We start from the raw sequence: 25,967 nt of genomic DNA on the forward strand, positions 1-25,967 counted from the left end.
GGCGGGTATATCTCATGAAATTCAGTGAACTCTGGTTACGCGAGTGGGCAAACCCAGCCATTAGTAGTGAAGCATTGTCTGAACAAATCACCATGGCGGGTTTGGAAGTTGATGGTGTTGAAAACGTGGCCGGCCAATTCCACGGTGTGTTTGTGGGTGAAGTTGTTGAGTGTGGACAACACCCAAATGCAGATAAATTACGTGTGACAAAAGTGAATGTCGGCGGCGAACGCTTGTTGGACATTGTTTGTGGTGCACCTAATTGCCGTCAGGGGCTCCGTGTCGCTGTTGCTACCGTCGGCGCGGTGTTACCGGGCGATTTCAAGATTAAAGCAGCGAAATTGCGCGGCGAGCCGTCAGAAGGCATGTTGTGTTCGTTTTCTGAGCTCGGTATTGCCAGTGATCAGGATGGCATCATCGAACTGCCGGCAGATGCCCCGATTGGTGTTGACCTGCGCGATTATATGAAATTGGACGATAACGCGATTGAAATCAGCATTACACCAAACCGGGCCGATTGCCTGAGCATCATGGGTGTTGCCCGTGACGTTGCGGTTATCAATAAATTGTCCATGACAGAACCGAAGATAGAAGCAGTTAAACCAACGACAGATGCAACATTCCCGATTCGCGTTGATGCTCCTGAAGCCTGCCCGCGCTATTTGGGACGTGTGATCAAGAACGTGAACGTCAAGGCAACCACGCCATTGTGGATGCGTGAAAAACTGCGTCGTGGTGGTATTCGTTCCATCGATCCGGTTGTTGATATCACCAATTATGTTTTGCTCGAATTAGGCCAACCATTGCATGCGTTCGATTTGGAACGTCTGAATGGTTCAATTATTGTTCGCTTTGCTGAGCAAGGCGAAAAAATCACGCTGCTGGATGGTAATGAAGCCGAACTTTCTGCTGAAACACTTGTGATTTCTGATGAAAAGCAATCACTTGCTATGGCAGGGATTTTCGGCGGGGAATATTCTGGTGTTAACGCAGAAACACAGCATATTATGCTGGAGAGCGCGTTTTTTGCACCGCTGGCCATTACCGGTCGTGCTCGTCGTTATGGTTTACATACTGATGCTTCCCACCGTTTTGAACGTGGTGTTGATCCACAGCTTCAACGTAAAGCGATGGAATATGCCACTCAGTTATTGATCGACATTTGTGGCGGAGAAGCCGGGGAAATCGTTGATGCGACCAGCGAATCCCACTTACCAAAACCAGCAGCAATAACGCTGACTCGCAATAAATTGGATCGCTTGATTGGTCACCATGTTGCTGATGCACAAGTCACAGATATCCTGACCCGATTAGGTTGTCAGGTTACTGTCCAGAATGGTCATTGGCAGGCGGTTGCGCCTAGCTGGCGTTTTGATATGCAGATCGAAGAAGATCTTGTTGAAGAAATCGCCCGTATTTACGGCTATAACAACATTCCTGATGTGCCAGTGCGTGCAGATTTGATAATGACTTCACATCGTGAAGCTGATTTGCCACTGAAACGGGTGAAAACCATGCTGGTGGACAGAGGTTATCAAGAAGCCATTACTTATAGCTTCGTTGATCCTAAAGTTCAGCAATGCCTGCACCCACAGGAAGACGCGTTGATCCTGCCTAATCCCATTTCGGCGGATATGTCTGCAATGCGCTTATCCCTGTTGACAGGGTTATTGACGACGGTCGCCTATAACCAAAACCGCCAGCAAAACCGTGTTCGCTTATTTGAGACAGGCTTGCGTTTTGTGCCGGATGAAAATGCAGAACATGGCATTCGTCAGGAATTGATGCTTGCTGGTGTTATTGCAGGAAACCGTTCCGAAGAGCACTGGTCGATTGAAAAAAATCCAGTTGATTTCTTTGATTTGAAGGGTGATTTAGAATCTGTTTTAGAACTGACAGGTAAACTATCTAACATTTCCTTTAAGGCAGAAGAACATCCTGCTTTACATCCCGGACAAAGTGCTGGGATTTATCTGGAAAATAATTACATTGGCTATATAGGTGTTGTTCATCCAGAATTGGAGCGTAAACTTGACTTAAACGGCCGTACCGTGGTATTCGAGTTATTATGGACCTGTCTGGTAGACCGCGTAATCCCTGAGATGAAGGAAGTTTCTCGCTTCCCATCTAACCGCCGTGATATCGCCATTGTTGTGCCTGAAAATGTAGCCGCAGAAGATGTTCTGGCCGAATGTAAGAAAGTTGGCGTAAATCATATAGTTGGCATAAACTTATTTGACGTGTATTGTGGTAAAGGTGTCGCGGAAGGCTACAAGAGCCTTGCTATTAGCTTAATCTTGCAGGATACCGTGCGTACACTGGAAGAAGAAGAAATTGCTGCGACCGTCAACAAATGCGTTGCTGCATTAGAACAGCGATTCAAAGCATCCTTGAGGGACTGAACTTATGGCGCTTACTAAAGCTGAAATGTCAGAAAATCTGTTTGAAAAACTGGGTATTAGCAAGCGTGACGCTAAAGATCTGGTAGAAATGTTCTTTGAAGAAGTGCGTCGTTCTTTGGAGAATGGGGAGCAAGTGAAGTTATCTGGATTTGGCAACTTTGATTTGCGAGACAAAAATCAACGTCCAGGCCGTAATCCGAAAACAGGCGAAGATATTCCGATTACGGCTCGCCGTGTTGTCACTTTTCGCCCTGGGCAAAAACTGAAAAATAGGGTGGAAAAAGCGTTACCCAAAGAATAAATACATAAAAAGGCCGCATTTAGCGGTCTTTTTCTTATCTTTTATGTCTTACTGTATCCAATGGAAAGCTAATCTTGACCATACGTATGAACAGGCGACAGAAGTCTGGCTGCTTGCGCATGGAAAATTGCTGGCATCGGGGGCACCACAGAATGTCATGACAGAACGAAATTTATCAGCGGTTTTTGAGGCAAATATTGGACATATCCGAAATGCCAGCTATAAATTATGGAGGGTCAGCCGCGGGTAATTTCTGTCAGTGAAATCCGCCATAATCATTACTTGCTATCTGCTTTTGGTGTTTGGTTGACCGAAATTTGTTTTTCGTTGATGTTTTGTTAAAAAATTATCATCTAAAATCGATCAATTATAATACAATTTGGGACAAAAGGCATAAGGCGGTTATGGAGAATTTTTTGCCATTTTCTCGGCCTGCGATTGGCCGTGAAGAGATTGAAGCGATAGAAAAAGTTCTACACTCAGGTTGGATCACGACAGGCCCACAAAACCATCAGTTAGAGCAAGATTTTTCTCGTATGTTTGGATGCAAACATGCTATAGCCTTATGCTCCGCGACTGCGGGAATGCATCTGGCTTTGTTAGCGCTAAACATTGGCCCTGGTGATGAAGTCATTACGCCTTCCCAAACTTGGGTTTCCACCCTCAATATGATTTGTTTGTTAGGTGCTGAACCTGTCATGGTTGATATTGACCGTGATACCCTGATGGTCAGCGCAGAAACAATCAAAAACTCGATTACCTCAAAAACCAAAGCGATTATCCCTGTTCATTATGCGGGAGCACCTTGTGATCTTGACGCGCTTCGTGCTGTGGCTCAGACAGCCAATATTCCCCTGATTGAAGATGCTGCTCATGCTGTCGGTACGCGGTATAAAAATGAATGGGTCGGAGAGCGGGGAACGGCAATTTTTTCTTTCCATGCCATTAAAAACATGACCTGTGCCGAAGGCGGCATGTTTGTGACAGATGATGATGAACTTGCTCAACGAATTCGCTGTTTAAAATTTCATGGATTAGCGGTTGATGCTTTTGACCGACAAATTCAGGGCAGGAAACCCCAGGCAGAAGTGATTGAACCGGGCTTTAAATATAACTTGTCAGATATTCATGCAGCGATGGCTGTGATACAACTGAGCAAACTGGCATCAATGAATGAGCGCCGTCGGGAGCTGGTGGCTCGATATTCTGCCGCGCTTATTGATTCACCTTTGCAAATGCTGAAAACGCCTGAATATCATCATGTGCATTCCCACCATCTTTTTATGGTACGTGTTGATAAAAATATCTGTGGTATTGACCGCGATACTTTCATGGCACGCCTAAAGGACAGCAATATTGGCACGGGGTTGCATTTCAGAGCCGCGCATACACAGAAATATTATCGTGAGCGTTATCCACAACTTTCCCTGCCTGTCTCAGAGTGGAATTCGTCAACACTTTGTTCATTACCCCTTTTTCCGGATATGAGCAATGACGATGTCGATCGTGTTGTGAATGCGATAACTGAAATTCTTTCGGAGCATAAATAAGTGACATTTGAGAAGATCAAAAAAGTTTCCGTCGTTATTCCTGTTTACAACGAAGAAGAAAGTTTACCCTCATTATTGGAAAGAACGCTCGCAGCATGCCAGAAACTAGAACAGAAATATGAACTCATCTTGGTTGATGATGGCAGTCGTGATAGCTCTGCCGAGATTTTGACTCAGGTGGCTAAGTCGCCAGAAAATCATGTGATTGCGATTTTGCTTAACCGTAATTATGGGCAACATTCTGCCATTATGGCGGGCTTCCATCAAGCTGACGGTGATCTGGTCATTACCCTTGATGCTGATTTGCAAAACCCACCAGAAGAAATTCCCCGTTTAGTTAAAACCGCCGAAGAGGGGTATGACGTCGTGGGGACACGCCGTGCCTATCGTCAGGACTCCTGGTTCCGGAAAACCGCGTCTAAAATAATCAATGCGATGATCACCAAGGCGACGGGACGTTCGATGGGGGATTATGGCTGCATGTTGCGCGCCTATCGGCGTCACATTATACGTGCGATGCTTCAATGCCATGAACGCAGTACGTTTATTCCCATCCTTGCCAACACCTTTGCCCGTAAAACGACAGAAATTGACGTCGCCCATGCAGAGCGCGAGTTTGGGGATTCCAAGTACAGTTTTATGAAACTGATCAACCTGATGTATGACCTTCTGACGTGCTTAACAACAGCACCATTGCGACTATTGAGTGTCGCGGGAAGTATCATTGCCATAACCGGTTTCCTGTTGGCGGTATTGTTGATTACCCTGCGCCTTATATTTGGCTCCATGTGGGCTGCCGAAGGGGTGTTTACCCTGTTTGCTATTCTTTTCATGTTCATTGGGGCACAGTTTGTCGCAATGGGATTGTTGGGTGAATACATAGGCCGGATATATAACGATGTTCGTGCTCGCCCGCGTTATTTTATTCAAAAAGTGGTCGGAGTTGAGAAGACCAACGACAATCAGGAAGAAAGCTAATGAAAGCAGTTATTTTTGCCTATCACGATATTGGTTGTGTCGGACTTAAAGCATTAGTAAAAGCTGGCTTTGATGTTCAGGCTGTATTCACTCACACCGATTTTCCAAATGAAAATCACTTTTTCTCTTCGGTAGCACGTATAGGCGCTGATTTGGGCTTATCGGTGTTTGCGCCAGAAAATGTCAATCACCCGCTTTGGGTTGAACGCATTCGTGAGATGAAGCCGGATGTCATTTTCTCTTTTTACTACCGCCATATGTTGAGCCAGGAAATTTTGTCTCTGGCGGAAAAAGGCGCATTTAATCTTCATGGCTCTTTGTTACCAAAATATCGTGGTCGTGCTCCTGTTAACTGGGCTGTGCTCAATGGAGAGACTGCAACCGGAGTCACATTACATAAAATGCTACAGAAGCCTGACGCAGGCGATATTATCGCGCAACAGGCCGTACAGATTGATGAAAATGATACTTCTCTGGTCGTGCATGGAAAAATACGCGAAGCGGCAGTTGAATTATTGGATGATATTCTGCCCCAAATAAAATCAGGCCATTACCCGTCAATGCCACAGGATGAAAATCAGGCGACTTATTTTGGCCGTCGCGCAGCGGAAGATGGCGAAATAGTGTGGAATAAATCCGCCAAAGCGATCAATAACTTGATTAGGGCAGTGACCGAGCCATACCCGGGCGCATTTACTTTTCTGGGAGAACGTAAAATGACGATTTGGCGTTCACGGCCGCTTAATCAAGCCCATGAAAAATGCCCGGGCACCGTCATTTCGACGGATCCCTTTGTGATTGCCTGTGGTGAGGGTGCGTTGGAAATTATCAGCGGGCAAGGCGAGTCAGGGCTTTATGTGCAAGGCCATCGATTAGCGCTTGAGATGGGCATTGTGGTTGGGGGTTATGTTGGCCCTAAAGCAACGACTCAAGTCAGCCGGCGTAAACGTGTACTCATTTTGGGCGTCAACGGATTCATTGGTAATCACCTGACTGAACGATTGTTAAGTGATGGCAATTATGACATTTACGGGATGGATATTGGCTCTTCGGCGATTGAGCGATTTATTGGCAATCCCCGCTTTCACTTTATTGAAGGCGATGTCAGCATCCATACGGAATGGATTGAATATCACATCAAAAAATGTGATGTCATCCTGCCATTAGTGGCGATCGCCACCCCGATTGAATATACCCGCAATCCTTTGCGAGTCTTTGAACTGGATTTTGAAGAGAACCTTAAAATTGTTCGTTATTGTGTTAAATACAATAAACGGATCATTTTCCCCTCGACATCTGAAGTTTACGGTATGTGCGATGATAAGGAATTTGATGAAGATACTTCGCGCCTTATCGTCGGGCCTATTAATAAACAGCGTTGGATCTATTCGGTCTCTAAACAATTGCTTGATCGAGTTATCTGGGCATATGGCACAAAAGAAGGCTTGAAATTTACGCTATTTCGTCCATTTAACTGGATGGGACCAAGGCTGGATAACCTCAATTCAGCGCGTATTGGTAGTTCAAGAGCGATTACCCAATTGATTTTGAACCTGGTGGAAGGCTCCCCGATTAAACTGGTTGATGGTGGTGAACAAAAACGTTGCTTCACGGATATTCATGATGGCATTGAAGCGTTGTTTCGGATCATCGAAAACCGAGATGGGCTATGTGACAGCCAAATCATCAATATCGGTAATCCAACCAATGAAGCGAGCATTCGCCAGTTGGCTGAAATGTTGCTGGACAGCTTTGAGAAACATGAATTACGCGGGCATTTCCCCCCATTTGCCGGATTCAAGAAAATTGAAAGTAGCAGCTACTATGGGCAAGGCTATCAGGATGTTGAACATCGTAAGCCTAGCATTAAAAACGCCGGGCGTCTGTTAGGTTGGCAACCCACCATTGATATGAAACAAACCATTGATGAAACCCTGGATTTCTTTCTTCGTGGCGCCATTGAAGAATCCAAGGTGAAGAATCTAAAGTAAAAAACTAAAAACCAATGGGAAAACGTATGAAGAAAGTGGGTTTGAGAATTGATGTGGACACCTACCGAGGCACTCAGGAAGGCATACCACGGTTGCTGGCGATTTTACAAAAACACCATATTCAAGCCAGCTTTTTTTTCAGTGTTGGACCAGACAACATGGGGCGTCATTTATGGCGCCTGTTACGTCCGAAATTTTTCTGGAAAATGCTGAGATCAAATGCAGCGTCTCTTTATGGTCTGGATATCTTGCTGGCGGGTACTGCCTGGCCGGGAAAAAAAATCGCCCAAAATCTCGGATACCTGATGAAACAAACTATGGATGCCGGTCATGAAATTGGTTTACATGCCTGGGATCATCAGGGTTGGCAGGCAAACGTGGGGCGTTGGTCGGCGGATGAGTTAGCAGAACAAGTCAAATTAGGCATTGATGCCTTGGAAAAAGCCACCGGGAAAGCCGTGATCTGTTCAGCCGTTGCGGGTTGGCGGGCAGATGAGCGCGTGCTGGCGGTTAAACAACATTTTGGTTTTGATTACAACAGCGATTGCCGGGGAACCCGCCCATTCAGGCCGCTCTTGCCGGATGGAAAAATGGGAACGGTACAAATTCCTGTCACATTACCGACGTATGATGAAGTTGTTGGCACACAAGTCAGCGATGCAGATTTTAATCACTTTATCCTTGACGCGATTAAAAATGATCACGGGGTTCCTGTTTATACGATCCACACCGAAGTCGAAGGCATGTCGAAGTCTTCACAATTTGAGGCATTGCTGGACATGCTGCACCAGCAAGATATTCAGTTTTGTAAATTAAGTCATCTGTTACCGGAAGAGAGAAGTACGCTTCCTGTTGGGAAAGTGGTTCGTTCGGATTTTCCTGGTCGTGAGGGCTGGTTAGGTTGCCAACAAGAGGTATAACACAGTTATGTTAAATACTCGGATGAATAAAGTGGGAGCCGCGCTGATGGCTCTTTTTTTTATTCTTACTTACTTACTGCCTCTGGACAGTCGCCTGTTATGGCAGCCGGATGAAACCCGATATGCTGAAATCAGTCGGGAAATGCTGCAACGTGGGGATTGGGTTGTGCCTCACTTCTTGGGTCTCCGCTATTTTGAAAAACCCGCGGCAGGCTATTGGATCAACAATATCAGCCAGTGGATTTTTGGTGACAATAATTTTGCTGTTCGCTTTGGTTCCGTGTTCAGTATCCTAATCAGCGCATGGCTTCTATATCGTTTGGCCATGATGATGTGGCAATGCCGCCAGACGGCGTTTGTTTCCAGCCTGATTTACATTTCCATGTTCATCGTCTTCTCTATTGGGACTTATAGTGTTCTTGACCCGATGTTTTCTTTATGGGTGACGGCCGGGATCGTGAGCTGCTTTTGGGCGCTTAAGGCAGTGACGATCCGAGAACGCGTTTTGGCATGGTCTGTGCTGGGGTTGACCTGTGGCATGGCGTTTATGACGAAGGGCTTTCTGGCCTTGGCGTTGCCTGTGATTGCGATGATACCCATCACGATACACCAGAAACGCTTTTGGGAAATGGTTCGTTTTGGCCCCCTTGCCGTGATTTTTGCTGTTTTGATCAGCCTGCCGTGGGTGATTGCGATTGCTTTGCGTGAGCCGGATTTCTGGCATTACTTCTTTTGGGTAGAACATATACAGCGTTTTGCTTCTGACAATGCGCAACATATTGCACCTATTTGGTATTACCTGCCCATATTGATCTTAGGCGTGATCCCATGGTTAGGATTACTGCCAAATGCCTTAATCAAAAGTTGGCAAGAGAGAAAAAATCATCCGGAGAGGTTTTTTCTGTTTTGTTGGTTTTTTGTCCCATTGGTGTTTTTCAGTATCGCAAAAGGCAAACTGCCGACTTACGTTTTACCTTTTATCGGCCCTTTAGCCGTGATGATGGCAAAATATGGTGTCGATTGCGTTAAAAATGGCAACATGAAAGTGTTGAAAATGAATGGGTTGGTGAATGTCTTTATCGGATTGCTTGCCATTCTGGCACTTTTTATTCTGGAGACCTTAAAATCTCCCCCGCTTTATCAGCCCGATGAATGGTTGAAATGGATTGTGGGTATTATTGCCTTTGGTGCCTGGAGCGGGGTGGGTTACCTCTGTTTTATTCATGAGGGGAAATATTGGCTATGGGCTGCCGCTTGTTCCGTTGTACTCAGTCTCTCTATCGGTAGTGCACTGCCTGACAATACCATAAACGCCAAACTTCCCCAGCATTTTATTCAACAAAACAAAAAGGAGTTGGCTGACAGCAAATATATTTTGACTCAGTCTGTTGGCGTGGGGGCGGCGATTGCGTGGGAATTAAAACGCAGTGATATTTATTTGTTTGATAGCCAAGGAGAATTAAAATATGGGCTTGCTTACCCTGATAGCCAATACCGATATATCACAGAAAAAGCATTCCCTGCCTGGCTGGCAAAAGCGCGTAAAACAGGCCAGGTCGCGATTGTTTTTCTATTACCCTCAGAAGGTGAGCTATCTGAGTTACCGGAGCCAGATTTTGTGCGTCGTAACTATAGATTTGTGCTTGTGACTTATAAGAAACAGCCATGAGCAGCAATATCATCTTATTGATTTTAGTGAGCTTACTCACCTGCGCGGGGCAATTATGCCAGAAGCAGGCCGTTATTTGTTGGCAGAAAAAAGAAACGGCGCATAAAAAGAGATCTGTGGTGATATGGTTGTCTGGTGCTATTCTTCTGTTGGGAATAGGGATGGCATTTTGGTTGCGATTATTACAATTTTTGCCACTGAGCATTGTTTACCCTATGCTTAGTATAAATTTTGTCATAGTGACTTTGATTGGACAATTATTGTATCAGGAAAAGGTGGGGCTAAAGCACTGGATGGGGGTTTGTGCAATTATGTTCGGCATCTTATTGATGAGCTTGAGTCAATGAAAGGTTACCTTTGGGGTGTGGCAAGTGCCTTATTGATCACGGTAGCGCAGTTGTTATTGAAATGGGGAGTTGCCCGCCTGCCAGAACTTTCATTATCCATGCATTGGCTGGATATTGACTGGCTTTGGGCAAATCATAACTCCTTACTGATGGTTATGGCAGGATTAGCGGGTTATGGATTATCCATGCTATGTTGGTTCTTCGCGTTGAAGTATCTGCCATTGAATAAAGCGTACCCTATTATCAGCTTGAGTTATGTTTTTGTTTACTTAATGGCGGCTTTATTGCCTTGGTTCAATGAAACGCTCTCCCTGTTAAAAACATTCGGCATCTTTTTCATCTTATTGGGCGTTTGGCTAATCAGCCGACCGGAAACAAAGCGATCTCATTGATGATGAGTTAGGTAAAATTGTGGTTTCTATATATGCTGGTTAAGGGAAAGATAATCGCGGAGGAAAAGCGCATGGCAATAAGAATAGGGCATTTATGTTTATTATTGAGTTTCTTGCTCATTGGTTGTACTAACCCAGTTTCTAAGCCTGACTCACCCCCGTTGAAAGTCGCTCTCTCTGATCCGATAATGGTAATCGCCCAGTTAAACGATCAACTTGAACAATGGGATGGTACACCATACCGTTATGGAGGCATGGACAGACACGGTATCGATTGTTCTGGCTTTGTTTACCGGACTTTTTATGATCGCTTTAATATCCGGCTTCCCCGGACAACCCATGAACAGACCACAATAGGCACACGGATCAGTAAAGATGATCTGATGCCTGGGGATTTGGTTTTTTTCAAAACGGGCAGTGGAAAAAGTGGGCTGCATGTGGGTATTTATGATACTAACAATCAGTTTATTCACGCATCCACAAGTAAAGGCGTGATACGTTCTTCTCTTGATAATGTCTATTGGCGCCGTGTTTTTTGGCAAGCTCGCAGGATTTGACTTCAGTTCTATCATGAAAAAGTGGTTAACAATTTTCCCGGAACTTAGGTTTCCGGGGCTTAAAAACAATGCTAAGTTATGCTTCAAAATATAGAGAATATAATCACCAGGACAGTTTTTGCCAAACATCTTCTTTCTATTTGAATTAGGCAATACATAAAACTATTTTTTAATGAGGGCGTTCAAAAATCTTTATGTTTTTGGGTAATAAAGCTTAAAATTAAAACCCTCTCTGTAGTATTTTATACTCATATTCCTGGGAGTTAAGCTGCATTTGTAATTCCATTATAAACGCATCTTGATGTTTAAATTCATTACAGACAAATAAATCAAGTGCTGCATAATGATACTCTGGCCATGTATGAATAGTAAAATGTGACTCAGCCAGTATAAGTGCACCACTGACCCCCCAGGGTTTGAATTGATGAAAATGATGAGTAACCACGTTTAATCCAAATTTTTGAGCAACATTAAGCATAATTTTCTCAATGCCTGATACTGATTTCAATATTTCTGCATCACAACCTTTCATATCTACAATAATGTGAGTGCCAAGTTGACTTACGTTAGTCGATGAATTTACTTTTTCTTGACCGCGATATTGAAATTTATTGCCGTGACACTTATCACAGGTTGTCTCGATAAGCTGTTCTATCGTCAATATGTTTTTTCCGTGTCCAATGGTTATCATGTTATTACATGATTTGCATTGATAAAATTTTACACGAGGATTTAATTCCCCAGTGTATATTTTATCTGAATAGTCACTTTTCCCTGAAATGATTGGATAGGTGTGTGGTGTCACAGAAAGCACATATAAGTCACTGACATTACTTATAATGCTTCCGCCATGATATTTATTGAACTGGGGATAAATATGCTTGATAAGGAGATTTTGGTTGTTGAGTAACCGCTGTACCTCTTGGTTTTCCATGGGTTTTTTCTGACCAAATGAAAGTAAAATCTCACTATTATCATTTTTAGCCAAGCTAATTGCTCGTGATAAAAATAATTTTAATCCACTCAACGTATAAGGAGGATCTGTCCAAATAATGTCAAAATCTTTGGTGTAAACATTAGCGCATTTTAGGTCTAAATACTCAGTATTAATCACGAAATCATTTTGTTTCGCCACATATTGGATGAATGTTAATAGATCCTGATCGATATCTTTGACAAAAATATTTTTTGAAGAATCATGCCCAAGTTTTTTAAAGGACATCATTAAGGCTAAAGACGTTAAATCATCATCGCCTAAGAATAGAATGTTTTGTTTAAATACCCGTGGGTTATTCAGTAATAACATAACCCTGCTTATTGAGGTCTCTAATGTTGCATGGGCTTGGTCTAGTAAGACATTAACTTGTGGTCTGTTGTTATATATAGGTTCCAGTAAAACGGAGAGTTCATTGGCAAACTTCTCTCGTTTTTCGTTGCAAGAGAGTGAATGGTATTTATTGATATCAATTATTGATTTATATTCCAGTTCATTTTGAACATGTTTTATACCTGTTGGGTTTAATTTGAAAACCCCTTTATTTTCAGCAAGATTATACTTTATTAATTCTTTTTTAAATGCCGAGATGATAGGGATAGGTAAGTTGCTTTTTAATGAAAGATCTTTATTTGATGCACGATCATGTAAATATAGACGTATGAGTAATGTCTCTAATACTTCAACTGGGTGTGACAATTTCATGTTGTTTTTTATCATGTTCAGTGTATTCATCGTAATCTCTTTTTATAATCTGATAACACAATTAATATTCAGAATTATCCAGGCAGACATCTAAATTGTACTTGAACCTGTTACCGTTGCTCTTTTTAAATAGCATCTTAAAAACAAACAAGTGTATAGTGATTTATAATTTTCAACTAGTTTCTATTTTAAGAAAAATAATAAACTTAAGTGATATGTTTCTTGTCTTTGGCGTTAATTCATATCGCTATAGCGTTATTACTATTGTGCTACTGGGCATGCCCCTTACTTATTTAATCGTCTGAAAAAGCAGCCAAACTCAGACTGATTTCACCATGGATAGATAGTCTTGTGTGATTTTTTCGTAACGTGTTGCAATACGTTATTCCCGTTGAGATAACTGAAGCAACAAAGCTTTTGTCGCCATAAAGAGCTATTGGTTACGAAATTCTTAAAGGTGGGATGTAACAGAAAAGCAATAACAGCCCCTTGCGAGGCGTTAGGTGATTTTATTCTTCCAAATGAAAGGGGATAAACAGTGGCCTTTTATTGCCGAAGATAGATTTGTGGCTGGTGGGTTTCGGGGTGCTGCATAACACCCAAATCGGCTTGATACCATTGTCTAAGAATATCGTCACGCAGAACATCTTGTGGCGTGCCAGATGCCACTAACCGACCTTTGTGCAACAGGATAATTTTATCGGCATAAAGTGCCGCCAGATTCAAATCATGCAGTACACAGCAGATGGCAATGGGGTGTTGTCGTGTCAGGCGATGAACCAGGCGCAAGGTATGTTGCTGGTGATAAAGATCCAGTGCTGACGTAGGTTCATCCAAAAACAGACAAGATTCAGTAGGTTCAGGGTGCCAAAGTTGAGCTAAAACCCTTGCCAGTTGAACCCGCTGCTGTTCCCCGCCAGACAATTGTTGATAATGCCTGTTTCTTAGTTCCTCACACTCCGTCAACGCAATCGCTTCATCAATGGCGGTTTTCTTGTGGGCATTTTCATGGGGAACACGCCCCATGGCGATGACTTCCTCAACACTAAAAGGAAAGGAGAGGGAGCTATATTGCCGCATGACTGCCCGAATGCGAGCCAGTTTCTGAGTCGGCCAGCGGGAAATGGGAATGCCTTTTAACAAACAGTCTCCTGAGTGGGGCGGAATATAGCCAGTCAAGAGACGCAATAATGTTGATTTCCCCGCCCCATTGGGGCCAATAATGGCGACCACTTCCCCTTGACGAAGGGAAAGGGAAACATCTTTGATTATCTGACGCTGCCCGATGAAATAATTTAAATGCTGTGCTTCAAGTAAATGAGTTGCCATGTTCGGTTCCATCATAAACGGCCTTTTGATGGCTTAAGAATGAGCCATAAAAAATAAGGGGCACCGATCAAACCGGTGATAAGACCTACCGGCATTTCAGCAGGAGACACTAATGTTCTGGCTAATGTGTCGGCGAGTAACAAAAGACAGGCGCCGCCCAGCGCCGATATCGGCAGAAGCCAGGTATGATCGCCACCAAACCGCAATCTGACAAGATGTGGGATAACTAAGCCAATAAAACCAATAACACCGGTCAAAGCAACTGCACACCCGACTAATAAGGCACTCAACAGCAATAATTGATATTTGGTGCGTTGGACATTAATGCCCAAATAGTGCGCTTCTTCATCGCCCAGTTGTAGCAAATTGAGTTTTCGTGCCTGGCTGAAAGTCAGCAGACAAACGGGAATAATAAGTGATGCGGCAATAATCAGTGTTGGCCACTCGATTTGACTGAGTGAACCCATCATCCAGATGGAAAATTGGCGTAGTTGTTGGTCGTTACTGATATAACTTAATACGCCAATAAATGACGCACACAGTGCATTGATGGCGATGCCGGCAAGTAATAGCTTTGACAGATTGCCTTGGTTATATTTGTTGAGCATGAATATCAGCGATGAGACTAATAAACTGCCGATAAAAGCGGCAATAATATGTCCATATAACGCAATGCCGGCCGGTAAGGTGAAAGGCAGGATAATCACCATTGCGACGGTCAGTGCGGCACCACTGCTGATCCCTAACAGGCCGGGATCAGCCAGAGGATTGCGGAATAGCCCCTGCATCACCGCCCCCGATATTGCCAGCGCTCCTCCAACGAGGATCGCCAGCAAAATACGTGGTAACCGGATATTTAACCAAATTTGCCACTGTGGGTCATCCAAAGAGGACTCCCACAGTGTTTTAAAGGAAAGTGGCAATGCCCCCATATTTGCTGAGCTAATTGCCAGAAACAACAACAATAAACCCAGTATGAGCAAACCGAGACTGGGGGATTGAGAACGACTCATTGCACTTTCTCCACCGCATCCTCCGCAGCATCACGGACTTGTTTCATCACAGCCGGTGTTTGCAGACCAAAGCCAAGCAGACCCATTTCATCAACTACCACCACCTGTTTTTTCTTTCCGGCAGGTGTGAAATTTAATCCAGGCAGCTGCCAAACTTTATCCATACCACCCAACGTTTTTAGCCCTTCGGTGCTGACCAGCAGTAAATCTGGCTTGCTGGCAATAACCCCTTCTTGAGACAAAGGACGGTATCCCCGGAAGCCTTGCATCGCATTTTGGGCACCAATCGCACGGATAATCTGATCTGCGGCGGTTTGCTGACCCGCAGCCATCGGCATGATGCCACCGTGGCTCATGACAAAGACGATTTTCGTGGAAATCGCTGACGTGGTGATATCGGCCAGTTGTTGCCGATATTGGGCAATCAGTGCTTCACCCCGTTTTTCCTGATTGACCGCCTTCGCGACGGTCATAATTTTTTCAGGAACGGCTTCTAACGAGGTTTCGCTGGTCACTTTAATGACTTTTACACCGGCATCTTCGACTTGCTTGAGTGTCAGAGAAGGTTGGGCTGATTCACTTGCGATCACCAGTGATGGGCGCATGGATAAAATCCCTTCCGAATTCAACATCCTCATATAGCCGATGTCGGGTAAAGAAAGCAGTTCTTTGGGATTTTGGCTGGTACTGTCCCTTGCGACAACGTGCTGTCCTTCGCCAAGTGCAAAAACAATTTCAGACACATCGCCACCAATAGTCACAATGCGTTCAGCAGAGAACACATTGAAAGAGATGGCAAGCATAAATGTTAGAAGCCATTTTTTCATGCTACACAAGTTTCCTGTTCTGGTTGCAGTTTAGGTAAAGCCGCAATTTGTTCACGCCATTGGGCTTGCTCTGGCGTCCCTTCCGTGCGTTGGCCGTACAATTGTGCGATTTGATTGCCGTTGGCATCAAATAATTCAAGGCTGGTGACGAAGCCACTGTCTGTTGGCTTACGGGTAATCCAGCTTTCTGCAATAGCACTTTCAATCAGGTGGAGCGTGAAATTGCGGTTGAAGATATTGAGCCATTTCTGAGTAGAATTTTCTTCCTGATAAGGCATCAGACGTTCCAGTTTACCCGTGAAAATCTGAACACAACCCCGGTTTCCGACAAAGATCATGATTTCGTTTTGATCTTTATGAGCTGTTTCAATAAGTTGAGTCAGTGCTGAATTATCGACACGATAAGCCAAATCATCATTAACGGCATTGAAAATCTGTTGGCGGTTCAGGTTGTGACGTTTCATCATAATGAAGAATTGATGAACGTCAGTCATGGCACGCCATTCTTCATCTAACTGTGCTTTCAGTTGTTCCGTGACTTCGGCATGTTCAGGCACTTCTTCCGGTTGGATCGCCAGCACGGGGTTTTCACTGGTCTGGTATTTTTCGATCAGGGCATCCCAGGCCGCCATGTCAGTGTTGCTGGTCGCATAAACTTTATGCAGCGCATCACCCTGACGGTCAAAGAATTGAATGCTGTGACGCAGGCCATTCTTGGCAGGTTCAACCAAAGAGAAAATGCTGCTCCAGTGATCGAAGAAGATACGCAGGTCAAGCTCACGCGGGTTGAGGATCAAACCAACATGTGGGCTAAATTTAGTATTTTCGTAGCGTCCAATATGTTCATGAACAGCGAAGTCATTACGGGTAATCGCCTTGGTTTCGCCAACTGCTGCCAGTTCCTGAAGCAGGGTAGAAGCGTCAATATTCAAACGCTTTGCGTCGATGCCGACACGGCTGTGTAATAACTCGCCTTCACTGACATTGAGGTAAGCCGCCAGATCGCGGGCATATTTAGCTTTGTTTTCTGCTTTGGCTTGTAAGTAACGTTCATAAAGTGACTGATTCACAGTTGCTGGCTCCTTAAAAAACGGCGTTTAAAAACGATCTATTAAAAACAACCTACTTAAAATCAAAATAATGGCTGGTTATTTACCACTGATAGCTGACGAACAGTTTGGCATTACGGCCATTCTGTGGTGCTCCCAGTGATGAGGAATAGGCTTTATCGAAAGCGTTACCCAGTACAACAGAAGTTGTTAATCCTTTTAATTCACCCTCGCCGTGATAGCTGACATAGAAGTCATTGACGCCATAACCTGCGTATTGAGTGATTTTCCGGCCACGTTCATTTCTGTCCCCATTGACTCCCCTGATGTGAGTCTGTTGGGTAAATTTCCCGATCCATCCAATGGAAAAACCGGTTGTAGACAATGGAATGTCCAGAGTGCTGGTCAGGGTATCCGGGCTGAGGGCTTCTATCGATTTCCCTGTTTCTGCGTTTTTACCCGTTGTACGGTTGTAAGCGAGATCCCAAGAGAACCAGTCAGTATCGTATGTCATAGAAACATCCCAACCCCAAATTTTAGCTTTTGGAATATTGGACGATGTCGTAAATCTCATATCAGGCGTCACCGTGGTAGAGATGTAATCTTTCGCTTTGGTATCAAAATAGCTGGCCTTAAATTTCAGGCCATCATTACTGGCAAGCAGATCATCGAAACGCAGCCCGAAACCATACTCCTGCGTTTCATTACTTTCAGGACGCAGGTTTGGATTGGGTTTCCAATAGTTTGTAAATCCGGGACGCCCGTCCATTGGAGGCATATCAAAATGTTTCGAATCGTTATACATTTCGCCCATAGTCGGAGAACGGAATGCCTGTGAATAGGAGGCAAACAGCATTGACCAATCCGTCGGGGTAATGCTAATGGCGCCTTTTGACGACCATTTATCCGCACTGATATCGGCATATTTGCTGTTTGAGGCGTTGTAATTGTCGTAACGTGTACCCGCAATAAATGAAACCGGCAAATCACGCAGAGTCATTTCGTCCTGAACCCAGCCCGATGCAAAACGGATATTGGCGTCAGGGAACCCCTCTACACTCTGGCTACTTGGCTTCTGTTTTTGTTTATAGGCTTCACCGCCATAGGTAAATTGATGCGCGGCAAAAGCCGTGGTTGCAAAATGAGAGCGGTTTTCAAGTTTTACACCATAGGTTTCTTGTTTGCGGCCTTCAAAATCCTTGTCTTTACTTTTGCTATTAATATTGATATCGGAATAATAGATATCCGCTTTGGCATTTAACCAACTGAATTGTGCCGGATTCAATTGATAAGACAATTGAGCATCACGTTGTGCTGTGGTGCGATCGGTTCGTTGACTATTGTCTTGGTTTAGGGTCTGTGGATTTTTAGGTTCATGGGCTTCATTACGGTAATATCGCAGATTACCACTGAGTGTTTGGCTATCATTGATTTTCCAGGAACCTTTTGCCAATAGATTACCCATGGTTTCATCATTTTGGTCTTTTATGCCATTTCCGTAGCGGATATTGCCCACATCACGTGTACCAAATGCCAGTAAGCCATCAAATTGTTCTGTTTTACCAAAAGCCGTTCCCCCAAATCCCAAACTGTGGTCACCACTCCCTGCACGGCTAAAGACACGAAAACCACTATTTTTACCTGCTTCCAATAAATCAGCGGCATCAACAGTCTGATAAGCAATAACTCCCCCCAGAGCACCACTACCATAAAGTAACGCTGATGGACCGCGGACAACTTCAACTTGTTTAATCAGGGCGGGATCGAGGAATACACCGTTGAGGTGCCCGGTATCGGTTCCTTGCCGAATCCCATCAACGAGAGTTAAAACGCCTTTTTGGGAATAGCCCCGCAAACTGATATCTTGCCCATTGGCACGACCAACACCCGCGATATCAATACCTGGAATATTGCGCAGTAAATCATTCGCATTGCCTGCAACTTGGTTACTGGCCGAATGGTTGTCGATGATGGTCACCATCATCGGGGCTTCAAAACTGTCACGCTGGTTGCCGGTAGCATATACAGTCAACGTATCTTTGGATGACTTGTCTTTTTTGGCATCTACGGTTTCAGAATGAACGGTCGTTGCATTCGCAGAAGATAAACTCGCGAAGATAACAACACTCAAGGTAGACAATTTTAGGCTTGGTGATTTAATTCGAGTCATGCAGGTCAATTTCCATGGTGAAAATAGTGTGTTTCTATAAACACAACTCACTAAAATCTCATCAGTATTCGCAGTGAGCTTGTTAGGTTTTTATTGTATTAGAATAAATTTGCTGAGTAGCAAGGTTGATGATGTGTTAATTTTTCCATAACCAGATTTGAACAATAACTATTCTAATATTGAGAATAATTATCGTTTCAACGGGGGCTAACTTCAAGTCCTTTTTTATCCCTGAATTTATGTAGTTGTTCGTCTGAGCTTAAATGGCTATTTTTGCCGGTGACTGGCTCCGGTGGTTGGCGGGAGCCAGAAAAGGTAAAGGGTTCAGGAACGATTTTTCATGGCTTCATCAAGAATACTGATAAATTTTTCCGTATCCTGCCAGCCAAGGCAGGGGTCGGTAATAGATTGACCGTATGTTAAAGATTCTCCCTTGATAACTTTTTGGGTTCCTTCAACTAAAAAGCTTTCAGCCATCACTCCAGCAATCGCGGTTGAACCTGCTTGGATCTGTGCACTAATATTTCTTGCGATATCTAGCTGACGGCGATGAATTTTCTGGCAATTAGCGTGGCTGCAATCCACAATCAAGCGTTCAGGTAAGTGCAATTCGCGCAATTTATGGCAGGTTGCGGCAATATCTTCGGCGCTGTAATTCGGTTTTTTCCCGCCACGCATAATAATGTGTCCGTGGGGGTTTCCGTTGGTTTGATAGATGGTCATCTGACCATTTTTATCCGGGGACAAAAACATATGCCTGGCGCGTGCTGCACGTATTGCATCCATGGCGATACTCGTATTGCCATCCGTCCCATTTTTAAAACCAACTGGGCATGATAAGGCAGAGGCCATTTCTCGGTGAATTTGGCTTTCTGTTGTTCTGGCCCCAATTGCTCCCCAACTAATTAAATCAGCGACATATTGACCTGTGACCATATCCAGAAATTCTGTCGCTGTCGGGACACCCAATTCATTGATATCAATTAATAGCTTCCGGGCAAGGGAGATCCCTTTATTGACCTGACAAGAGCCATCCAGCATGGGATCTGAAATCAAGCCTTTCCAGCCAACAACGGTTCTCGGTTTCTCGAAATAGGTTCGCATTACAATCTCCAGATTATGCCGGTATTTTTCGCGCAGAGTGCGCAAGCGAGAGGCATAATCGAGGGCGGCGTCAATATCATGAATGGAGCAGGGGCCAATAATGACCAGTAAACGCTGATCATCGCCTGTCAGGATGGATTCAATACGCTGTCGTGACAATGTCACATTTTGCAAGATCTTATCTGATATAGGATATTGTTCGGCAAGCGCTTTCGGTGTAATTAGGCTATCAATGCGGTGGGTTCTTAGCTCATCTGTTTTGTACATATACTTTCTCGAATTCTACTTCACATTGAGACAGAGTCTGAAACGACTGGGGGATCACAATAACTCAACCCCCAGTAAATTCAACAGACGATCATGATATTTATGCGAGAAAGTGCTGTGAATAAATATTGTTAAACCGGTTTGAATTTTGAAATTAAAACATACGACGTTGTAATCCCATCCTGTCAATAATTTTGGCTGAAATCTCTTCGACAGAATAATTAGTGGTATTCAGGTAATTGATCTTATTTTTTCGGAATAAAGCCTCAACTTCAGCAATTTCGACCCGACATTGTCGTAATGAAGCATAACGGCTGTTTTCTCTCCGTTCTTCACGGATAGCAGCAAGCCTGTCTGGGTTAATCGTTAGACCAAATAATTTATGCTGAAAAGGCTTTAGGGCAGCGGGTAGTTGCAAATTATCCATATCATCATCAGTAAAAGGATAGTTGGCGGCCTGAATGCCAAATTGCATGGCCAGATAGAGGCTGGTCGGGGTTTTCCCACAACGGGATACGCCGAGAATAATGACTTGAGCCTGATCAAGATTGCGTAATGAAATACCATCATCATGGGCGAGGGTGTAATCAATAGCCGCAATACGGGCATCATATTGTCCTAAATTCCTTTTAGATAAGCCGTGAGTTCGATGTAATTCTGGTTTTGGTTTCAGACCAATTTCTTGCTGTAATGGTGCGACCAGTGTTTGAACAATATCCTGACAAAATCCGTTGCTACGGGTAATAATGCTTTTGACTTCATTCGAAATGATGGAGTAAAAAACCAATGGTCTGATTTGGGTTTGTTGATATATCGTATCGATTTGCGCCCTGATTTCCTCGGCTCTGGCTTTGTTAGTCACAAAAGGTAAGGTATAGGAAGTAATGGCAATGGGAAATTGAGACAACACGGCATGGCCTAATACTTCTGCTGTGATTGCCGTTCCATCGGAAATAAAAAATACACTGCGTTCCAGTATCTCATTTTCCGGTGTTTGGGGGTTATCAGCTTCTATCATTATCTCTCTTCTTTATATCGTTATGCGCGTCGGATGGTTTCCAGATTATACCTGTCAAAAAAATAATATTGTTGGGTTGATCGATTCACCTTTCTATATCTGGTAAGACAATGTGCTAGGCTATTTCTTGCTGTGAAGCACAGCGTTAATTTTCCGATTTGTACCTCCGAATGTAAAAGGATAGTTTCTAATGTCCAATAGTGGCCTCACCCCAAGCAATGTGCTCTGGTATAATCAATTAGGCATGAATGACGTTAATCGGGTCGGTGGTAAAAATGCCTCGCTCGGCGAGATGATTACCAATTTGGCTGAACTTGGCGTGTCTGTTCCTAATGGTTTTGCTACAACAGCACAGGCATTTAATGATTTTCTGGAACAAAGTGGTGTGAACCAGCGTATCTATCAATTGCTGGATGAAACCCATGTTGATGATGTCAATCAATTAGCGAAAGCTGGCGCACAGATTCGCCAGTGGGTGATTGATACGCCATTTACGCCTCAACTTGAACAAGATATCCGTGATGCCTATTCTCAGTTATCTGAAGGTGAGCCGGATGCCTCTTTCGCCGTGCGCTCTTCCGCAACAGCGGAAGATATGCCGGATGCTTCTTTTGCTGGGCAGCAAGAAACTTTCTTGAATGTGCAAGGCATTGAGGCGGTTATGGTGGCTATTAAGCATGTCTTTGCGTCACTTTTTAATGATCGGGCCATTTCTTATCGTGTCCATCAGGGTTATGACCACCGCGGCGTTGCACTTTCTGCGGGGATACAGCGCATGGTGCGTTCTGATTTGGCTTCGGCTGGGGTGATGTTTACCATTGATACGGAATCCGGGTTTGATCAGGTTGTGTTCATTACCTCCGCTTATGGTCTGGGAGAGATGGTCGTACAAGGAGCGGTTAACCCTGATGAGTTTTATGTCCATAAACCTACGTTGAAAAATCATCGCCCTGCAATAGTACGTCGCAATCTCGGTTCTAAAAAAATACGCATGGTTTATGCCGATAGCAAAGTGCATGGAAAACAAGTGCGTACGGAAAATGTACCAGATGAATTACGCAATCGTTTCTCTTTAGCTGACAGTGAAGTGGAAGAGCTGGCCAGACAAGCTTTGTTGATTGAGAAACATTATGGTCGTCCGATGGATATTGAGTGGGCGAAAGATGGGCACAATGGCAAGTTATATATTGTTCAGGCGCGCCCTGAAACGGTTCGCTCGAATCAGCAGGTCATGGAGCGCTACCAACTCAATGAGCAGGGCAGCGTGTTAGTTGAAGGTCGGGCAATTGGGCACCGTATCGGTGTTGGAACGGTCAAGGTTATTCATCATCTTAGTGAAATGGATCGTATTCAGGCGGGGGATGTGCTGGTCACTGACATGACTGATCCCGATTGGGAACCGATCATGAAAAAAGCGGCGGCCATTGTAACAAATCGTGGCGGACGCACCTGTCACGCAGCCATTATTGCCCGTGAACTGGGTATCCCTGCCGTGGTGGGTTGTGGCGATGCGACTGAGCGTTTGAAAGAAGGCCAGCAGGTAACGGTTTCTTGTTCAGAAGGGGATACGGGCTACGTTTATCAGAATAAGTTGAACTTTAGCGTTCAGAGTTCCCACGTTGATAAGTTACCGGAATTGGATGTGAAGATCATGATGAATGTGGGCAATCCTGATCGCGCATTTGATTTCGCCTGCTTACCTAATGACGGCGTTGGCCTGGCGAGGCTGGAATTCATTATTAACCGCATGATCGGGGTACATCCTCGAGCCTTGCTCGAATTTTCCCAACAACCCCCTGATCTGCAAGAGCAAATTAAGTCATTGATGGCGAGTTATGATAAACCGGTTGAGTTTTATGTTGGGAAATTGACTGAGGGAATTGCAACGCTGGCAGCCGCATTCTGGCCGAAACGCGTGATCGTTCGCTTATCCGATTTCAAATCCAATGAATATGCGAACCTAATCGGTGGAGACCGCTATGAGCCACATGAAGAAAACCCGATGTTGGGTTTCCGTGGGGCAGGGCGCTACGTTTCTGACAACTTCCGTCAATGTTTTGCTCTGGAGTGTGAAGCGGTCAAACGGGTACGCAATGTGATGGGGTTAACCAACGTTGAAGTGATGATTCCATTCGTCCGCACAGTCGCTCAGGCGGAAGCGGTTATCGAGGAATTGGCTGCTCAAGGTTTGAAACGCGGTGAAAATGGATTGAAAGTTATTATGATGTGTGAAATTCCATCGAATGCGTTATTGGCAGAGCAATTTCTTGAACATTTTGACGGTTTCTCCATTGGCTCAAATGATATGACGCAATTGGCTCTGGGATTGGATCGGGATTCTGGTGTGGTATCTGAATTATTCGATGAACGTAATGATGCGGTGAAACAATTGCTTTCTATGGCAATTCGAGCGGCTAAACGTCAGGGGAAATATGTCGGTATTTGTGGACAGGGCCCGTCGGATCATGAAGATTTTGCGCTGTGGTTAATGAAAGAGGGAATTGACAGCTTATCGCTGAACCCTGATACCGTTGTGAAAACGTGGATTTCCTTAGCCGGAAATAACTAAACCGGAAATAACCAGCCGGAAATAACCGGTCACATTTATACCCGGCGTCTGTAAGATACATTTATTATCTCCCCGTGATGTCGGGGAGATAATAGGCTGCTTTCATCTTGCCGGCGGCAACTTGAAGTTGATAGCGTATAATTTAGGCCTAAATATAAAATCCTGTCATAATACTTTCAGACTTTTATATTTTATATCACATAATATATCGGGGCATGGATGATTAATTATGGAGGAATTATGGAGAAAATAAAAAAATACCAAAAAAAAAGCCTATCATGGGTTGACAGGCAAAGACTACACACAGCAATATATATTTTATTGAATCCAGCCTATGACGTTGTAGGCTGAGACTGAAATACTTTGGGAAGCGTTTGTTTCGATGAAATGAATACTAATTTAATAAATCAGTTTATTCTTTAAGAATTCTCTTAATAAATCGGAATTAGATAAGAAATTTTAGAAAAATAACTTTTTTGCAACAATTTGCTTGCTGGGTATGAGTTATTTTGAAAAATAAATTTACCCTTGAGCGAGGGGGTGGGTGATATATTGATCAGTTCGATAATTGCGCGAAAATATTATCTTCCCGCGCAGTTACTTGATTATTTAACTTGTTTTTCTCTGAAATGATTTTCCATATCGACTATCTTGCTTTCGGGTTTAGGCACTTCATTCATCCATGCCAATAGTAAACTGTAAGAAACAGCCAGTACAACCGGCCCAATAAATAATCCGATAACACCTAATGAAAGTATTCCGCCGATGACCCCAGTCAGAATTAATATCATAGGTAAATCGGCACCCAGTCGGATCAAAAAAGGGCGCAGAACACCATCCATTGTGGTTAATATCAAACTCCAGATAATTAAAATCGTTCCCCAGGTTGTTTCTCCCGTCCAATAAAGCCATGCAATTGATGGAACAAGAACAAGCAGAGGGCCAAGCTGAGCAACACAGCACACAAACATCAGCACAGTTAATATCATTGGATAAGGAATGCCGGCAATTGCCAGACCAACTCCACCGGCGATGGCTTGAACCAATGCCGTTACCACGACGCCAAGGGCTACGGCTCGAATAGATCGCGCTGCCAGCAACACGACGGCATCACCGCGTTTATCTGCCAGCCGGATAGCAAAATGGCGGATGCTCAGCATCACCTGATCGCCTTTCCAATACAGTAATACACTGAACATGACCATGAGCGCTAAATGAAAAAGAAAACGTCCTGCATTGGCGGCCTGGGTAAGAAACCACGTTGCTGCCTTACCGATATAAGGGGGAATTTTGTTGAGAAGCATGTTACTGCCATCAGCAATCAAGTTTTGCCATTTTAGGTATAAGTCATCGCCAATGACAGGTATCCGATTGAGCCATTCCAGTTGTGGAAGTGGGAAAGAGGAAGGGGATTTTGCCCATGCAATCAATGGTGCGCTGTTTTCCACCAGGCTGCTGACAAGGAGTGCTATGGGGATAACAAATAATAAAACCAGCAATAACGTCATGATAGAAACCGCAATCCAGCGTTTTCCCCATAATCGTTGTTGTAATTTTTCCAATAATGGCCAGGTTGCGATAACGACCATTCCTGACCAAATAAATCCTAAAACAAAGGGACTCAAGACCCAAAAGCTGGTGGTAATGAGCAATAAAATGAAAAATAGGGCAAATAACAGCTTGGGGAGATCTTGATGTGATTGTGATTTTTCCATGAAATCATTTCTCAGGTAATTAATACGGTTAGCAGTAACAAAGGTAATTAAATATAACGTTATTTCATTGGTTGCTCAAAATCGATAAATATTGTGATAT

At 44.0% G+C, this 25,967-nt stretch carries 21 protein-coding genes; 12 read left to right on the forward strand and 9 right to left on the reverse strand.

The features are described from left to right. The first annotated feature begins 14 nt into the window (after positions 1 to 14). From pheT to PSI15_RS04815, 11 genes are all read left to right on the forward strand, one after another. Complete coding sequence (gene pheT / locus PSI15_RS04765) at positions 15 to 2,402, forward strand: phenylalanine--tRNA ligase subunit beta (RefSeq protein ID WP_273582514.1); 2,388 nt, start codon at positions 15 to 17, stop codon at positions 2,400 to 2,402. Positions 2,403 to 2,406: 4 nt separating this feature from the next. After that, positions 2,407 to 2,703: an integration host factor subunit alpha gene (gene ihfA, locus PSI15_RS04770; protein ID WP_038233943.1), complete on the forward strand. Its 297-nt coding sequence runs from the start codon at positions 2,407 to 2,409 to the stop codon at positions 2,701 to 2,703. 43 nt (positions 2,704 to 2,746) lie between these two features. Next, positions 2,747 to 2,953 (forward strand): hypothetical protein, encoded by a 207-nt coding sequence (locus PSI15_RS04775; RefSeq protein ID WP_273582515.1) that lies wholly within the window; start codon positions 2,747 to 2,749, stop codon positions 2,951 to 2,953. 154 nt (positions 2,954 to 3,107) lie between these two features. Continuing rightward, entirely contained in the window at positions 3,108 to 4,253 is a 1,146-nt protein-coding gene (arnB, locus tag PSI15_RS04780; protein ID WP_273582516.1) for a UDP-4-amino-4-deoxy-L-arabinose aminotransferase, read from the forward strand. Further along, positions 4,254 to 5,231, forward strand: a complete 978-nt coding sequence (gene arnC / locus PSI15_RS04785; protein WP_273582517.1) for an undecaprenyl-phosphate 4-deoxy-4-formamido-L-arabinose transferase — start codon at positions 4,254 to 4,256, stop codon at positions 5,229 to 5,231. Next, positions 5,231 to 7,222: a bifunctional UDP-4-amino-4-deoxy-L-arabinose formyltransferase/UDP-glucuronic acid oxidase ArnA gene (arnA, locus tag PSI15_RS04790; RefSeq protein WP_273582518.1), complete on the forward strand. Its 1,992-nt coding sequence runs from the start codon at positions 5,231 to 5,233 to the stop codon at positions 7,220 to 7,222. Before arnC ends, arnA begins: the two co-directional genes overlap by 1 nt. A gap of 26 nt (positions 7,223 to 7,248) precedes the next feature. Continuing rightward, positions 7,249 to 8,142, forward strand: a complete 894-nt coding sequence (gene arnD, locus PSI15_RS04795; RefSeq protein WP_273582519.1) for a 4-deoxy-4-formamido-L-arabinose-phosphoundecaprenol deformylase — start codon at positions 7,249 to 7,251, stop codon at positions 8,140 to 8,142. A gap of 7 nt (positions 8,143 to 8,149) precedes the next feature. Then, positions 8,150 to 9,811, forward strand: a complete 1,662-nt coding sequence (gene arnT / locus PSI15_RS04800; RefSeq protein ID WP_273582520.1) for a lipid IV(A) 4-amino-4-deoxy-L-arabinosyltransferase — start codon at positions 8,150 to 8,152, stop codon at positions 9,809 to 9,811. Beyond that, complete coding sequence (gene arnE / locus PSI15_RS04805) at positions 9,808 to 10,158, forward strand: 4-amino-4-deoxy-L-arabinose-phosphoundecaprenol flippase subunit ArnE (RefSeq protein ID WP_273582521.1); 351 nt, start codon at positions 9,808 to 9,810, stop codon at positions 10,156 to 10,158. Before arnT ends, arnE begins: the two co-directional genes overlap by 4 nt. Then, complete coding sequence (gene arnF / locus PSI15_RS04810) at positions 10,155 to 10,550, forward strand: 4-amino-4-deoxy-L-arabinose-phosphoundecaprenol flippase subunit ArnF (protein WP_273582522.1); 396 nt, start codon at positions 10,155 to 10,157, stop codon at positions 10,548 to 10,550. Before arnE ends, arnF begins: the two co-directional genes overlap by 4 nt. 71 nt (positions 10,551 to 10,621) lie before the next feature. Then, the gene (locus PSI15_RS04815) at positions 10,622 to 11,107 is read left to right on the forward strand and encodes a C40 family peptidase (RefSeq protein WP_273582523.1); all 486 of its coding nucleotides are present in this window, start codon (positions 10,622 to 10,624) and stop codon (positions 11,105 to 11,107) included. 220 nt (positions 11,108 to 11,327) lie between these two features. Here the strand turns inward: PSI15_RS04815 and speD are convergent, their stop codons facing one another. The 8 genes from speD to ppsR all read right to left on the reverse strand — a co-directional run bounded on the left by speD (position 11,328) and on the right by ppsR (position 21,541). Continuing rightward, positions 11,328 to 12,836: an adenosylmethionine decarboxylase gene (speD, locus tag PSI15_RS04820; RefSeq protein WP_273582524.1), complete on the reverse strand. Its 1,509-nt coding sequence runs from the start codon at positions 12,834 to 12,836 to the stop codon at positions 11,328 to 11,330. A 516-nt stretch (positions 12,837 to 13,352) separates the two neighbouring features. Then, positions 13,353 to 14,135 carry a heme ABC transporter ATP-binding protein gene (locus PSI15_RS04825; protein WP_443256069.1) on the reverse strand — a complete coding sequence of 261 codons (783 nt, stop codon included), beginning with the start codon at positions 14,133 to 14,135 and terminating at the stop codon, positions 13,353 to 13,355. 11 nt (positions 14,136 to 14,146) lie between these two features. Then, positions 14,147 to 15,148 carry a FecCD family ABC transporter permease gene (locus PSI15_RS04830; protein ID WP_273582525.1) on the reverse strand — a complete coding sequence of 334 codons (1,002 nt, stop codon included), beginning with the start codon at positions 15,146 to 15,148 and terminating at the stop codon, positions 14,147 to 14,149. Continuing rightward, a complete protein-coding gene (locus PSI15_RS04835) occupies positions 15,145 to 15,975 on the reverse strand; it encodes a heme/hemin ABC transporter substrate-binding protein (protein ID WP_273582526.1) in 831 nt (276 codons plus the stop codon). The genes PSI15_RS04830 and PSI15_RS04835 overlap by 4 nt, the downstream gene beginning before the upstream one ends. Next, complete coding sequence (locus PSI15_RS04840; protein WP_273582527.1) at positions 15,972 to 17,045, reverse strand: hemin-degrading factor; 1,074 nt, start codon at positions 17,043 to 17,045, stop codon at positions 15,972 to 15,974. Before PSI15_RS04840 ends, PSI15_RS04835 begins: the two co-directional genes overlap by 4 nt. Positions 17,046 to 17,127: 82 nt before the next feature. Beyond that, complete coding sequence (locus PSI15_RS04845) at positions 17,128 to 19,194, reverse strand: TonB-dependent hemoglobin/transferrin/lactoferrin family receptor (protein ID WP_273582528.1); 2,067 nt, start codon at positions 19,192 to 19,194, stop codon at positions 17,128 to 17,130. 324 nt (positions 19,195 to 19,518) lie between these two features. Further along, entirely contained in the window at positions 19,519 to 20,565 is a 1,047-nt protein-coding gene (locus PSI15_RS04850) for a 3-deoxy-7-phosphoheptulonate synthase (RefSeq protein WP_273582529.1), read from the reverse strand. Between the two features lie 154 nt (positions 20,566 to 20,719). Beyond that, positions 20,720 to 21,541 (reverse strand): posphoenolpyruvate synthetase regulatory kinase/phosphorylase PpsR, encoded by an 822-nt coding sequence (ppsR, locus tag PSI15_RS04855; RefSeq protein WP_273582567.1) that lies wholly within the window; start codon positions 21,539 to 21,541, stop codon positions 20,720 to 20,722. Between the two features lie 232 nt (positions 21,542 to 21,773). On the opposite strand from ppsR, the gene ppsA reads away from it, so the two are divergent. After that, positions 21,774 to 24,152: a phosphoenolpyruvate synthase gene (gene ppsA / locus PSI15_RS04860; protein ID WP_273582530.1), complete on the forward strand. Its 2,379-nt coding sequence runs from the start codon at positions 21,774 to 21,776 to the stop codon at positions 24,150 to 24,152. Positions 24,153 to 24,757: 605 nt separating this feature from the next. On the opposite strand, the gene ydiK is transcribed toward ppsA, so the two are convergent. Further along, positions 24,758 to 25,867, reverse strand: coding sequence for an AI-2E family transporter YdiK (gene ydiK / locus PSI15_RS04865; RefSeq protein ID WP_273582531.1), 1,110 nt, complete (start codon positions 25,865 to 25,867; stop codon positions 24,758 to 24,760). Between the last annotated feature and the right edge of the window lie 100 nt (positions 25,868 to 25,967).

The organism is Xenorhabdus sp. PR6a (assembly GCF_028599065.1).
Taxonomy (GTDB): Bacteria; Pseudomonadota; Gammaproteobacteria; order Enterobacterales; family Enterobacteriaceae; genus Xenorhabdus; species Xenorhabdus doucetiae.